3 protein-coding genes and 6 pseudogenes are annotated in these 16,209 nt (G+C 51.0%); all 9 read left to right on the top strand.

The genetic code is table 11. The annotated features are described in order from the left end of the window. Positions 1-7,899, top strand: a 7,899-nt coding sequence (locus HZB31_02460; protein ID MBI5846802.1) for a LamG domain-containing protein, incomplete at its 5' end; no start/stop codon positions are given. 43 nt (positions 7,900-7,942) lie between these two features. Next, positions 7,943-9,205, top strand: coding sequence for a putative metal-binding motif-containing protein (locus tag HZB31_02455; GenBank protein MBI5846801.1), 1,263 nt, complete (start codon positions 7,943-7,945; stop codon positions 9,203-9,205). Between the two features lie 146 nt (positions 9,206-9,351). Next, complete coding sequence (locus HZB31_02450) at positions 9,352-10,734, top strand: tandem-95 repeat protein (protein ID MBI5846800.1); 1,383 nt, start codon at positions 9,352-9,354, stop codon at positions 10,732-10,734. Positions 10,735-11,715: 981 nt separating this feature from the next. Further along, positions 11,716-12,261, top strand: a pseudogene (locus HZB31_02445) (thrombospondin type 3 repeat-containing protein). A gap of 171 nt (positions 12,262-12,432) precedes the next feature. Next, positions 12,433-12,789: pseudogene (locus HZB31_02440) on the top strand (DUF1566 domain-containing protein). A gap of 30 nt (positions 12,790-12,819) precedes the next feature. Next, a pseudogene (locus tag HZB31_02435) lies at positions 12,820-13,533 on the top strand (DUF1566 domain-containing protein). Positions 13,534-14,379: 846 nt separating this feature from the next. Beyond that, a pseudogene (locus HZB31_02430) lies at positions 14,380-14,841 on the top strand (DUF1566 domain-containing protein). A 78-nt stretch (positions 14,842-14,919) separates the two neighbouring features. Continuing rightward, a pseudogene (locus tag HZB31_02425) lies at positions 14,920-15,708 on the top strand (thrombospondin type 3 repeat-containing protein). Between the two features lie 132 nt (positions 15,709-15,840). Beyond that, positions 15,841-16,152: pseudogene (locus HZB31_02420) on the top strand (DUF1566 domain-containing protein). The last annotated feature ends 57 nt before the right edge of the window (positions 16,153-16,209 follow it).

Below are 16,209 nucleotides of genomic sequence, written 5' to 3'. Positions count from 1 at the left end.
TCGTCGAATGCGTACTATCAGCACGACCACCCTGTGTATTACCCCTGGCCCCTTGACTGGCTGCTCCAACCCCCCTTCTCGTCATACAACTATCATCATGCCTGCGAGGTCGGGTACTGGGACTCCAATTGGTATTTGAGCGAGAACGAATGCAGGCAGTGGTATGGACAGAACCCTGCACCATGCTATTCTGCCCCCTTTGTCTTTTCAAGTGCGCTTGATTATAACACTGGTCTCAACAGACCGTCCTTCCCGAAGACCTATACAGAGGACCGTGCTGCCCAGTATCTGTATTCCAGAAATGTCTGCATTGCCAGCGCTACCGGCTATCGTGAAAGCGATGACCGTGCTACGGGTCTTGTGGTGAAATTTGACGAGTCAGACTATACCACGCCCAAAACAATGATTTATGTGTCCGGATATTTCCAGGGTGGCAGCTCGGACGGCAGCAGCACTTTTGACTTCAGGTTTTCTGACGGGACAAATACGAAAAATGCCATGGCTTCCGACATAGGAAATAAGGACCTTTTTGTTTTGAAGATATACGATCAGGGGCCTAATATGTTCGGCAATCCCGCCCCGGTTCCGAACCCGTCGGTTAAGTGGCTTATTGATTCTTCAGGCACAACGTCAAATGATTCGATCTGGGCGAATGCCATTGCGATGGACCCTGACGGAGACCTGTATATAGCCGGCGGGTACAAAAATGCCCCCAAGCTCGGGGCAACACAGCTCCATGATACGACCGGCGGCACGACTGCCCCGGTTAACGCCTTTGTGGCAAGACTTTTCGGCGGCAGCGATGTAACTGCAGCATGGCAATGGGCCAGGTCAGCAGGTCCTACATCAACAGCAAACGTTGCCGAGGCCTTTTCACTGTCGGTCGATAAATTGGAATTGGCCAACCGCGGGGTTTATGCAACAGGTAATTTCAAGGGCAACCTCCAGCTGTATGATAACGGCAGTGTGGTCGATACAATAACCGCCAAGGGAAATGCTCAGAATGATGCCTTTGTTGCAAAGTATTCTGCAGGAAGCGGCGGATTGGCATGGGCTACGAGGGGTGGTTTGTACGACGACGAAAATGTCCGGAGCATTGTCGCTGATGGCTCAGGGACGAACTTTATTGCCGGAAGTTTTAGAACAGCCTCAAGTTTCATCGAAGGCTCAACCATGAGTTTTGACGGCAGTAAACAGCAATACATCTTCGGTGAAGAATCGATCAGCGATACCAGCTACTCTGTTGCCTTCTGGTTCAAGACCGGGGACCCGAATGCAGGTATCCTTTCGATAACAAACGGCGCGAAGGTAGCAAACGGGGACAGGGACATCTGGCTCTCAAACGGCAACCTGAAGGCCAAAGTCTTTAACAGTACAGAAGAGATCATTCAGACGGTCGGGAGTAATTTTGCAGACAACCAATGGCACTATGCAGTGCATACGTTCGGCGGGGCCATAACCCAGAAACTGTATGTCGACGGGATTGAAAGGGCCTCAGGGACAAAGACGAGTTCTTCCAGGACAGTTCACACAGGGGTAACGATAGCCTATGCAAGCAGTGTCAGCGGCACAAATTATTTTACCGGCATGATCTCCGGTCTGGAGTTCGGAAATGTCCTGAGCGCATTGACCATAATGGATAATTTTATAGATCCGAATAATAAGCCAAACAATATTTCAAGCGGCAAGATCCTCTTTTCAGCCGGGAATGCTGATATCTTCCTTGCGAGTGTCAGTCAGCTCGGACGTTGGAGGGAAAGCGAGGTCTGGACAGTCGGACAGGAAGTCCCGATGCCTGACGGAGCAGTGGCCATGAAGCCGGAATTCATGTCTCCTGATTCAGAAGACAACTTTTTCTGGAGCGAGTACAGCAAAAAGCTCTATTCGGTATGGGGCGACGTGGGAGCAGTGATCAAATGGCGTATCTCGACTGACCTTCTGAACTTCTCACGGGTGCTCTCTACAGGGGTGAGCAAGTGGCCTGACAAGCCGCAGATGCATGTCGCCGGTGTGCCGGTTGAGCTCCAGCCGTCAACCACAACCTATAGTTACACCGGGATCCAGCGAACTGGAAACAGCGCTACGGACACCCAGAAGAACGCATCCGGAGGCGCGCTTTTTAATGCATCCAAAGAAGGCTATTCGGTCATTCGCTACGGTAACGGAGGGTTTGATCTGATCAATTTCCCTGTTGCATTTGAGATTGTGAAGACCTATTTTTGGGATAACACCACGGTGTTTCAGGACGATGCGTCCTGCACGGTAGGACAGAGGATAACGGATTTTGTCCATAATGATCCTCTCGGAAAGAACGGATACGTTTATTTCAATAAGTCATTTCACGACGGGTACGGCACGAAGCGGTCTTATGACAAAGAAACCCGGATGGGGCCGATCATCCCTGTAAATGAGGTTACCACAACAAAGAGTACGCATCTGACCGACCCCGATGCAGGACGCGATATGGTGGTTGTCTGGTCAGAGACAAACCTGAAGAACATCCCCTGGCCGGTAAGGTCTGTGCGTTATGACTGCAAATGGCCGGCAGACAGTGTTGTATACAAGATCATTATAGCCAGTGAACTCGGTTCTGATGTGCTGAACCAGCCTGCGCTGGACACTGCGGTCTATCCGGATGCCTATATCTACCGTCAGCCTGACTCAAATCAGGCCGGGTATAATCCGAATGAGGAGCATGCTTCGCTCTTCCCCTCAGCAACAGGCAATGGTTTTGCAGCGGTCTTTGCGCTTAGAAATGACCTCTACAATCCGCTCACCAATCTGCCGTCAAAGCCATATGTAATGCTCAAGTACAAAAACCCGGCAGACAACCAGTGGTCTATGCTGACCTACAAGGTGCTGACAACCGGCTATGGCTATAACTCGTTTAATTATCAGGGAACTGCAGGTACAACGATCAATCCACCGTATCCTATTCGTCTGCTGAGCGGTTGCCCACAGTCATTTGGAGAAGGTGATCCCTACTGGCAGGACAGCGTAAACAACCAGTATTGGGCCCGCTCTGCCGGGACAGTAACCGCGCGGTATTATTATCCGCTTTTGAGTGATTTTGATTATCCGAATAATCCGACATTGCCTCAGATTTTCGACGGCTCTGCCGGGCAGTGTGTAGGCTGGCTTGACAGGCGGTCGGGAGGAGGAGGGCAGCCAATAGGTGTCTCCTATTCCATCAGCTGGCCGGCTGACGTGCCGGTGCTGCATGTGGGAGAAACCCTTTTGACTGCAAAGAGGGGTCTTCCTGACATCGTGAACCAGGCTGGAATCAAGGTAGTCTATGATGAGCTTGATCCAAATGTGGAGGACCCGAATAATTCGCTTGTCCAGTTGATTGATCCGCTGTCTCCGCGTGAGCTGCTCCTTGATGACGGAAACGGGATATGGGTGAACCTTCCTTCAGAGATCAGCACCAGTGAGGATAGCGGACAATTGATCTTCAATGACCTGCCGTTTCATCTGATGGTCAGGTTCTATTACAACCCCTTGACCCGGAAGCTCGGATTTAAGGGCTATTTTGACAATACCGGCATGGGTGACCCGCTCCTTCTTATTAATGTGATGTCAGCGAGCGAGCTTGATGAGCTGCTTGCCCTCAGTGATGACGAGGATTATGTCAGGACAGTCAAGGCATTGTTCAACCTCACGAGAAACCCCCAGAAACTGCGTCTTCAGAATGCATCGGGAGTGAGGCCTGTTGCGCCGCAGTCAGTTGACCTTACGAACTGGGAGAACCTCGACAGTACGGCAAAGCGGACACTGCTTCAGAGTATGCCGTCTCTTATCGGCTTACAGGACTTTCAATATGATACAGAGAAGCAGAAGATGACGGATTTGAACGGCAATTTCCTGAGTGACGGCGTGCCTGAGCGGCTGGAAGCATTGGGTGGAGGGTTTGCCCTGACCGCAGGAGCAGCCGCAGGCACCGGGTTCGTAACGCTTGCTTTTAACGATGACGCGAGTCTTGGGTCGCTGCCGGTCAGTCTCCAGATTATTCGGGTAGACTGTGCGCCCTATCAGGGACAGATACAGGTAGTTCAGTCAGATATTATCTTTGATGAAAAACTGGTGCTGCGGCATAGCGGAGACTTCGGCGGCAGGCCGGAGAATTTCGAGTTTGAGTGGTATTACCACCCTGACCCTGGTACTGGCAGAGGACCTGAGCCGCCGCCGACACCCGAGACCGATGAGTTTTCAACAGCCACGGGCAGATGGCTCCCCTTTAATGTGCCTGATCCATTTGGGGCCATCGATATAACCATCAAGGGTGCTACGGAGACGACGATATCTGACAACTGGTTCTATGTCAGGTATAAGGGGTACCCAGTCTGCAATAACACCTCTGTAGCAACCCCCTGGGCAGGAGACCCTTCAGGGACTGCCGACACACCAAGGCCTCAGCTTGCCGAGGGCTGGATAAAGCGGGTCTTACGTGCCCTGAACCCGTTTGAAGCCCGGGTAAAAGACTTTGCTGCTGCTCCCACGAACACTTTTGGCAGCATGCTTATTCAACTTGGGGAACGGTATGAAGGCGCCGTTGCGATGAATAACGATCCGGATAACCTTAACAGTATGGGGCTGATTTCCGCGTACGAAACTGTGCTTCGCAGGGGCATCGGACTTTCGATCGGCGGCACTCCTCCGATCAATTACGCTCCGGCCAATGCAGCGCTTCTGCTTGCAGCCTCCCGGATATCCGACTTCTACATGCTGCTTGGCAATGAGGCATATGGTGACGCTCAGGATCCGACGATAGGTTTTGGAACAAACAGTATCGAATACGGCTCTGAGTCCTCCTCGATCTTTGCCTTCCAGAACCAGGTCGATTCTCTCCTTGAAGAGGAACTTACCCTGCTGCGCGGTTTTGATTATCGATCAGCGAGGCCGGTGTATAACCGTGCAGTCTGGAATTTCACCTCTAATGACGGTGAGGTGGCATATTCACAGGTCTATAATATCAAAGACATGAACGGTGATGGATTTATCGACGAATATGATGCGAGGATCATGTTCCCGCAGGGTCATGGAGACGCATGGGGCCACTATCTCACTGCTGCAAAAGGCTATTACCGGCTGCTCCGCCATCCCTTCTATACGTGGGACCCAAGGGCTGAATCAGTACTTGTTGCAGGGGCCCCCGTCAGGGTCGATTACCTCGACGAAAGAAAGTTTGCCAGAGTGGCAGCGGCCAGGGCCAAGGCCGGAGCCGAGATTATGAACCTTACGTACCGGTTGAAGTATGTTGATGACCCGGCCGGACAGTGGCAGGGATATAAGGACAACACCCTGACAGACCCTGCTGACCCTCAGTCCGCGCGTGCCTGGGGACTCTCGGAGTGGGGTAGAAGGACAGGGCAGAGCGCGTTTTTTGACTGGGTTGTGGCCAATTCGATATTGCCTGAAGTTGACAATGACCCGCTGCATGATCCGGCTAAAACCGGCACCTATCTGACGAAGATAGACCGGAGGACGGTCAAGGAGCTGTCAGAGATTCCGATGAATTTTCTGGAGGTCCAGGTGCAGCTTGATAAGGCCGACGCCGGGCTTAACCCGCTTGGGCTATCGCGGGATGTTGTCCCCTTTGATATTGACAACACTATATCATCGGGCATGGAGGGAATGACGCATTTTGAACAGATCTATGAGCGTGCAAACGCGGCGCTTCAGAATGTGGTAGGTGTTTGGGATTATGCGAATAAAGCCAGCAATATGCTCAGGCAGAATGAAAATACCCTCTACGAATTCGGCGGTAATGTGTATGTTCAGGAAGTTGACTACATGAACCGTCTGATCGAGATATACGGATATCCTTATGCCGGTGATATGGGACCAACAGGAACATATCCGAGCGATTATGATGGACCTGATCTCCTTCATTACATGTGGATAGATAAGTCAGAACTGACCGGCGAATCAGCTCCACCTGATGACGCTCACGCAGTGACCCTCAGTTTTACGCCCATATGTTACGGGCAGTCTCCCATGGAGACAGTCCTGAACCCCATAATAGCTAAGTGCAAAGCACCGGCGTATCCGCCGGCTAACCCGACTACCAGTAATGTTACCTATCGGTTTTCTACCAGAGGTCTTGGGATTATCAAGCCCGATAACGTGGGGCAGCGCAAAGCAGAGGGAGAGATACAGCGGGCATTTACTGATTTGTATCTTGCCAGAAATGCATATGAAGTTTCCCTGAGGAACTACGAAAATTATCTTAAGGATATTAATGACAAGGTCAAGAGTTTAGAGGCACTCTACGATTTCCAGACCGACAAGCTTTCATTGATCCAGCAAAGCGCTACCATAAGCCTTGGACTGGATGCCATCCTTGGTGTCATGGAAACGGCTAATATCATTATGAGGCGGATTTCTGCTGCGATAAATTTTGTCTCTGAAGATGCAGCCCATTGTCCGCCGAGAGCTGTCGGATTGGCTGTTGATGCCGGAAGCCCTGTTGCCTGCACAGTCGAGATTGCCGGAGATAGTGGGGCCTTTGCCCTTGACACCGTTGTCGATGTCGTAGACATTCTCAAATTATGGACGGAGTACGGAAAGAATGTCTCGGAAAAGGCCTTCGAGATCTCGATCGAAAGGACGGGGCAGAACTACGAGTTTGCAAGTGCATTTGTTGAGCTTGAGACGCTTATCAGGCAGGAGCCTGCAGCCCGTCTGGACGTCTTTGCCCAGAAGGGGGTTGTCCAGCAGGCGATACAGAATTATTATGCAGTGCTTGCAAAGGGAGAGAGACTCCAGTCTGAGATCTATGTGTACCGGGCATGGGTGGCCAGTGAAGTCCAGGAGGCCCGGTACCGGGATATGACCTTCAGGATTTTCAGAAACGACGGCATACAGAAATACCGGGCACAGTTTGATCTGGCATCGAGGTACACGTATCTGGCTGCCAAGGCGTATGACTATGAGACAGGATTGCTCAGAAGCGACAGGGCCTCTGGCCAGAAATTTCTGACCAATATTGTGAAGCAGAGAAGTCTTGGACAGATGATTGATGGCAGGCCTGTTGTCGGAGCAAGGGGATTATCTGACCCGCTTTCCCGCCTTGGCCAGAACTTCGACATCCTCAAGGGACAGCTTGGGTTCAACAACCCGCAGATTGAAACGAACCGGTTCTCACTCAAAAGCGAGCTCTTCAGGCTTACGGATAATGTGGACTGGAGGACCCTCCTTTCGAGCCCTTATGACCCGGCAGGTGGTTCAGGCTTCTATGCCGCTGACCTCTGGCAGATACCTGAGTTCAGGAAATACTGCCGGCCATTTACGATTGACAGCACAGTCCCCCAGCCTGGACTCGTGATCCCGTTCAGCACGGAGATCAATTTCGGACGCAACTTCTTCGGCCAGCAGCTCGGGGCTGGTGACAGCGCCTATGATCCTACGAACTTTGCCACAAAAATCCGGGCTACTGGAGTATGGTTTACTGATTATGACACCACGCAGTTGGCCTTAACTCCGAGGGTTTATCTGATCCCGACAGGCATGGATACCATGCGGGCACCGACCGGTAATATGATGCAGACAAGGCAGTGGAGGGTCGTGGACCAGAAAATCCCTGTACCGTTCCCGATAGGGGCCTCGGATATTTCGAATCCTGACTGGATCCCGCTAAATGACAGCCTCTCAGACCAGCTGAGCGGCATACGGAAGTTTTCAAGTATCAGGGCATATCCCGATTCAGGCGAGTTTGATGCATCTGAAACAACTACGGACGGCAGGCTTATAGGACGTTCAGTATGGAATACGAAATGGATGCTGATCATCCCCGGAGGCACACTGAACTATGACCCTGCGATAGGTCTTAGCAGATTTCTGTCAGGGGTCTCGGATATAAAGATCTTCTTCAAGACTTATGGATATTCGGGGAACTGAGATGAACAAGCGACTACGATACAGAGAGAATCCAGAAGGCGGGGTGAAAGCAATGAGGACGAACAGGATAGTGATGTGCTTGCTGATACTCGGATGTGTTTTACTCCTGGCAGGAACAGGTCTTGCGAAACTCACGGAGCCGGACAATATATTTTATGGGACCATCACGCTCAATGGGTTGCCGGTGATAACCGGCGAGGTTACGGTGACGGTAAACGGCAGCTCTACCCCTATTGCACGCTACACGTTAGGCAGCAATAAAAGTGCAATGAACACATTTATTCTGCGAGTTCCGATAGATTCGCAGAGTCCGCGTGACCCATCGTCTGCGCTTCCGGGTGAACGGGCAAGTATTTTTCTGAACGGCAAGCTTCTTGCCACTGCCACGATAGGGGCACGCGGCGCTGTCACGAAGATCCCTCTTGATGACTGCCCGACGCGGATAACCTATTATCCCGATGCGGACAATGACGGATACCCGGGCTCAGGGATCATAGAATCATGCGTCAAGCCGGCCGGGTACAAGGCTTTGGATGAGCTGTTCTTCAGCGCCCCTGACTGTAACGACCATGACGCTTCGGTCCATCCGGGAGCAGTTGAACGGTGTAATGGCAAAGATGATAACTGTAACGGATTGATCGATGAAAGCGGAGACATCGCCTTTTATCGGGACGCTGATGGAGATGGTTTTGGCGACCCGCTGAATATGTTGCTTGTATGCTCCCATCCTGCAGGATATGTCTCCAATAATGCTGACTGCAATGATAGTGATTCCAAGGAACATCCTGGTCAGCTCTGGTATAAGGATGCTGATGGAGATGGTTATTCTGACATGACAACCAATGATACATCCTGTAGAAGGCCGAATGGCTATAAGACATCTTCTGAACTGATCAGCCTGGCGAAAGACTGTAATGACAATGACGCCTCTGTCTATCCCGGAGCTGTGGAGCTATGCGACCGGAAGGACAATGACTGTGACGGAATCGTGGATAATCAGTGTGTGGGTGATGCGGGCAAGATGTGCAGGAACAGTCATTACCTGAATGTAAGAAATTGGATTATCAGGGCGTATACCACGAGGGAAGATACCGGACTGTATTCAGTATACCTTGAGGTGCTCGACCCAAGCGGTGTACATCCCGCTGCAGCAATTACGGGAATGAATGCCAACCCACTCCTGATTTCGTCTGAGGGTATGGTATCTGATATTACGATGGTATTTGATGAAGCAGAGTCAGCAGCATATATGCTGTATACCACTGCTGCCGGACAGGCGCTTACGAAAGTGCCTGTCGGTCAATAGCATTATGATGGTTCGTGGAACAGGTATTAACGTGTGCGAAATGATGACGGCTCAAGATGGTTCAGCAAGGCTGCGGATTTTCGAAAAAACGGAATCAGAGAAACGGATAACAGCATATAAAATTGTATTGGAAAAGGGAGGCTGCAATGGATAGATCCTGGAAAAAGACAAAATCTTCACAGTTGGCAACATATGGGATAGCTGCATCGCTTCTGCTTGGGCTGCTCTGCCCTGCAGTTGTTTTTGCCGGTTCCCTGAACGCTCCGGCGGGCCCCGGTTCTCAGAGCGTATCGAGATATACGCTAAAAAATATCTACGACCGTCTTTATGACGGGACTTTGGGAACCCCGCTGCCGGCCTCACCCTTTGCCGAGCCGCCTACCGGGGCGATCAGTCCGACCATAAAGAGTTCTGACTATCCGCTTATAGTCCCCACCGACTATCCACTCAACGACATCATGGGTATGCTGCCTGCGGTGGACAGCACACACGGCGCCGCGCTGAGCGAGGTTTGCAATACCAAAACCTTCTGGGGACTGCGCTCCGGGACTGGTTGGGGGCCGAAAACAGGAACGCGGACATGCAACAGGCGGCCTAAGGCAGTGGATGACAGCGCCACCACAAATGAAGATACCATGACCGCAGGCATAACCGTACTGACAAACGATACCGACGATGACGGTGACACGTTGAGCATATCCGGTTTTAATGGCACCTCAGCCAATGGCGGTACCATAAGCCAAACAGGCAACAGCCTTTTCTACACTCCCCCGACCAATTTCAACGGCAAGGACTCGTTCCAGTATACCGTAACTGATGGGAGCCTGACAGACACCGGCACGGTCACGGTGACCGTAACCGCAGCGAATGATTCGCCGACTGCCTCTGCAGGTTCATTTAGCGTATCAGAAAACGGGATACTCTACGGGAATCTCGTCGGAAGTGATCCGGAAGGAAGCTCCCTGACATACAGTATAGTTTCAAACGGAACCCATGGCACAGCTTCGATGATTAACGGCACAAATGCTTTTAAATACGACGCATCAGCGTACGAGCCGCCATCGCAGAGTAATGTTTCTGACAGTTTTACCTTCAGGGTATATGACGGTTCGGCATATTCAGGAAATGCAACCATCAGCATAACAATTAACGCAGGCAATGATGCCCCTGTCCTTGCGACGAATAATACCCTGACAGTGACTTCCGGCAGTTTTGCTGTTATTCAGAACACTTCCCTCAATGTTACCGATGTTGACAATAATACAGGACAGATTACCTACACGGTGACAGCTCTGCCTACAAAGGGACAACTGCAATTAAGAACCAGCGGTACCGGTTGTACTGGCACGGGTTCATGGTCTGCAGTGTTGGTAAACGGCACATTTTTACAGGCAGATATCGATAATTGCGATGTGAGATACAATGACACTGCACCGTCAAGTACTGGCGCTGACAGTTTTACGTTTACCGTATCTGACGGTTCCGGCGGCACAATCGGTACAACGACCTTTAATATAAATATTCCTTAATTGCAGCAACTAAGACTTAACGCAATGAGGAAAATCAGGGAAAATTGACAGAGGATTATTAAAGACAATCATGAATGATAAGGAGCTCATATGAAAACAGCTGGAGCCAGCTATAAGAGTTTATTCATAAAAGCCGTGATGTTGCTTTTTCTGCTTCCGGTGGCCGCTTTTGCGGCGCCACTTCCCGGGACAAACGTCAGCGGCTATGCATGGTCCGAGACAGCTGGCTGGCTGAATGCTGCTGAAGGCATGCAGATTGTTGACAGCAGCACCGGCTATCTGACCGGTTATATCTGGGCTGAAAATATTGGCTGGATAGAGCTTGGGGCGAAGGATTATGTCGGAGCGTCATCTCCTTATTATCTGAATACGAATGGGACTAACTGGGGCGTCAATGTCGATCTGGCGACCGGCTATCTCTCCGGCTATGGCTGGAGCGAACTGGCGGGATGGATTAAATTCAATCCTACGTGTGGTTCGGAGCCATGTCTGGACGTTGTTAAGGCGAAATATAATGTGCCTGCCCTTGGCGGTGAAAATATCGAAAAATTTACCGGCGCGGTATGGTCTGAAAACCTTGGCTGGATCAAACTGACAGGCAGGAAAGGCAACGATCCTCTCACCGGTGAGGAATATGGATTAAAGAAGAGGCCAATCCTGAGCGTTGCAAATGTTTCGGTCAATGAAAACTCTCTTGAAGCCGTACTGACGATATCCTTAAGCAAGGAAACTAACGAGACCGTATATTTCACTTATTATACGCAAGACGGTACTGCCACCGGTAGTGTCAGCGGAGCAACTGATGATTATACAATCAGCGGCACATCCGGGACTCAATTGAACGGTTCCATCCCTCCGTTTACTCCCTCGACTGAAATCAGAATACCGATCAGGAATGACCATGAGGCTGAAGGTGATGAAACATTCACGGTTCACTTCAGTTCATCAAATGCACTGGTCTTCACCGATACTGCTACGGTTATGATTGTTGATGACGACTTCACCCTGGAAGTGAACAAACTCGGCACAGGGAGCGGAACGATACGTTCAACAGCGGTGACGCCGTCCGGTCCTGCGATCGAGTGCACTGGCACCTGTTCTGAGGTCTATACCAAAAACGATACGATCACCCTTGAGGCCTCGCCGAATGATATTGTTTCTACCTTTATCAGGTGGTCAGGCGCCTGCAGCGGTTCATCTCAAACATGCACGGTTGTAATGACTTCAAACCTTGTTGTTAATGCGATTTTTGGGCAGGACACCGACAGCGACGGCATTGGAGATGACGGTGATCTGAGCGGCACCCCCGGAGACCATAAATGCACCGCAGGCAATACTATTAACTGTGACGATAACTGTCCAAATGTCAGTAATCCTGACCAGGCAGACGCCGACGGCAACGGTATAGGTGATGCCTGTGACGGGGATGCTGACAGTGACGGTGTTGCCGATTTACAGGATAATTGTCCAACGGTGTACAATCCTGACCAACTGGATTCTGATCATGACGGCAGGGGTGATGCGTGTCAGGTTGATCTCCCTGATACCGGCCAGATCATCTGCTACGACGCTGCCGGCGGATCAATTTATTGTCCTGCAAGCGGTAGTTTGCTGGCCCAGGACGGAAGTTATGAGATCAAATCTCCCTCGTTCACCGTTCAAAGCGACGGCACCGTGAATGACAATGTCACCGGACTTATGTGGCAGCAGATGACCGGTACTCAGACCTATACCTGGAACCAGGCGAGCGGCACTGCAACTGCCGATCAGCATGACAATCCCGGAGGTGTTGTGAATGTTTGTGGCAGCCTTACTCTGGGCGAACATACGGACTGGAGACTCCCTTCCATGAAGGAACTCGTTACGCTGCTGGATCATGCTGAGCGTGCTGACCAGATGGCGATTGACACCGTCGTATTTCCGTCGACAAAGACCGATTACTGGACAATTGATGCCTTTGCCGTTTCTTCTGATATTGCATGGAATGTGAACTTCTCTACCGGAACATTTCTCCCGGTTGGTAAGTCAAGTCCATCGTATGTGAAATGCGTGAGGGGGAAAAACCTGCATTTTAATGAGTATGCAATGTCTGACAATGGCACTTCCGGTGATACGTCAGATGACTGGGTACATGACAAAGGGACTAACCTTTTATGGCAAAGAGGTTTCTCGGGACCAATGAGCTGGAGTGCTGCAACAACCTATTGCGAGGACCTTACCTTAAGTCAGACCGTGGCAACGGGATCGGTCCGTTTTGTGACCGGCTCGACTGGTTCGGTGACCGGTATTACCGTGAATGGAGTTCAGGTCATGGATACCGGTGCGCCTGTGGCTTTTACGACGAATCTCCAGCAGTTAGCCACTGATGTCGCAGCCAATATCAATGCCTATAACTCTACCCCCGAGTATACGGCATCATCTATCGGACCGACCGTGACGATCAGTGCCGCTCCGCTTACAGGGATCGGTCCGAACACCTTTGCGGTGGTCAGCACGGTAACAGAAAACATATCAAAAGTTGACATGAATATGGCCGGAGGGACAGCGCCCCGCTCAGACTGGAGACTCCCGAATATAAAGGAGCTTGCATCTATTACGAGCCTTGATATGCACAGCCCGGCGATTGATACCCGCGATACGACGGTCTTCCGCGGCTTCCTTGACGACAATGATACTTCCAAATTCTGGTCGTCCACAACTGATGTTGCTGACAAGACGACTGCATGGGGAATCTATTTTGGTTACGGCTACTCTTATCCGTATTACAAGACTGAAGACAACTATGTCCGCTGCGTCAGGGGAGGGCGTGAAGCTGTCCTGACGGTTGAAGTTCTGGGAGATGTGCCGGGACAGGTTACGGCAGACCATGACGGCATCGACAACGATGGAAATTTGATTAACTGTCCGGGAGACCAGCAGGATGCCTGTTTTGACATATATGCCTTTGGCGAAACCGTAATCCTTACTGCAACGCCTAACTGGCCGACAGAAACCCCTCCGGATGCAACCAAGTCCAGATTTGTTGGATGGTCAGGAGGTGGATGTAACAGCATCGGCAATCCGCGGGGCGATACGTGTGCGGTATTGATCAATGCAAATACAACAGTGACTGCTATTTTTGCGTATGATACCGATCTCGATAATGACCTGATATGGGATTCCGTTGATAACTGTCCGAATGTCCCTAACACCGACCAGGTTGATACGGATGACGACGGCATAGGGGATGCCTGTGAACTGAGGCTGCCTGATACAGGCCAGACTACCCATTACGCATCCGTGACAGGGGATGATTCCGATTACCTGATTTTCCCTCCTACACTGATAGATAATGGCAACGGCACCGTAACTGACCTCAATACCTACCTCATGTGGCAGCGGGTGGACGATGATACCAACTATAACTGGTATGAGGCTGCAGGTATCTCTGACGCGTTCAATCCGAATGCAAAACTTGACGTCTGTGGCAGTCTTGGTCTTGGAGGACATTCAGACTGGAAGCTGCCGACAAAGAAAGAACTCTTGAGCATTGTGGATTATCAATTTAAGAACCCGGCGGTTAACAAGACCATTTTCCCCGGGATGAATACGCTGAACTACTGGACTTCCACCTCATATGCAGGTGGTCAGACAAATGCATGGGCTGTGAATTTCGGCAGTGGCCAGGCCAATTTTACGTTAAAGTCAGGGAAATACAGGACGTTGTGTGTCAGGTCTGCGCGGATCGCCTATGGTGATTTTCTCGACAATGGAAATGGTACTATTGAGGACAGGTCTACCGGTCTTGTGTGGCAACAGACACCGGCAACATCCAGAACGTGGGAGGAAGCCATCTCCTATTGCGAGAACCTGGGATCTCTTGCCGGTTACAGTGACTGGAGAGCCCCAAATATCCGTGAATTGGAGACGATTGCCGATGATAATCTCCCTTCGGATACCAATACTTCAGCCGTCGACAATAGCCTGTTCTTTGGAGTAAATTCGACTGGATACTGGTCGTCAACGACCAGTTCAGAATATGTTGATAATGCCTGGTATACTGATTTTGTCAGCGGCAGCACGTCATATGCCCTCAAGAGCGCTCTGAAGAGCATCCGGTGCATACGCGGCGGAAGATCGGGATCAATGGGCGAAGCAGAGCTCTCTCTCCTGAAGGTTGCGGCAACTGATTCGCCGGACCCGGCAGTGGAGAATACCGATATTACCTACTCGATAACGGTATCCAATAACGGACCGTTTGAAGCACATGATGTCGTTCTGACCGATACGTATTCTGCCGGTACATTGGTATCAGGAAACTGGACCGGAGGGAGCGGCTGCAGTCCTTCTGCAGGTACCGTGACGTGTGAAATCGGGACAATTTCATCAGGTGAGGATGTCCTGGTTACGATAGTTATTACCGCTCCGTCAGCACCGGCGACGATAATAAACAGCGCCGTGGTTACCGGATCGACGCATGATGGTGACGCATCGAATAATACGGTTTCTCTCAGCACGGTTGTTGGAAAAGCCCAACAGACACTTACTGCCTCCCTGAAGGGAACCGGCTCGGGGACTGTAACGAGCTCTCCTTCCGGAATAGATACCGCAATTAACGATTATAGTGAGCTGTATCCAATCGGTCCGCCTGAGGTTGTTCTTACCGCGGTACCGAGTATCGGGTCGATTTTTGAAGGATGGTCAGGAGGCGGGTGCTCAGGGACTGGAGTATGCTCGGTTTTGATTAATGCAGATATTACGGTGACAGCCACCTTTATCCTTGATTCGGACCAGGACGGTATCCCTGATGTCAGTGACAATTGTCCTTTTGTCTGGAATCCGGGACAGGCTGACAGCGATGGGGATGACATCGGTGATGCCTGCGATCCTGACAGGGATGGTGATGGTATTGCGGACAACATTGACAACTGCCCCTCAGTGCCGAACCAAGATCAGACCGATACGGATGGCGATGGGATTCGAGACGTCTGCGAGATCAGACTCTCTGATACCGGTCAGACGTCTCACTTTACAAATACCATTGGAGAGGACGCTGACTATACGATAAACCCCCCGTCGTTTATCGACAATGGAGACGGTACCGTAACAGACCGGAACACGCATCTTATGTGGCAGGCAAGAGATAACGATATCTCTTACGTGTGGGACGATGCAGGCACCTACTGCTCAACGCTGATGCTTGGCGGTTTTGTGGGCAACTGGCGTATGCCTTCGGTCAAGGAGCTTATGGGTATTGTTGATTTCGGTAAATATGCTCCTGCCATTGACGGGCAGTATTTCCTGGAGACGGAACCGGTGATTTACTGGTCCGATGACACCTTCAGCACTGGTAGCGGTGATGCATGGGGAATTGATTTTAACGACGGTGCGGTAAACATCTACGCTAAGATCAGCCCGAGGAGGATTCGCTGCGTACGGGAAAGTGTAATCACCTATGGCGATTATACCGACAACAATGACGGGACGGTCTCTGAT

The sequence above is a fragment of the Nitrospirota bacterium genome (assembly GCA_016235245.1).
GTDB lineage: Bacteria > Nitrospirota > Thermodesulfovibrionia > Thermodesulfovibrionales > UBA6898 > UBA6898.
The sequence above is the reverse complement of the archived record's forward strand: the minus strand, read 5'-3'. Positions and strand labels throughout refer to the sequence as shown.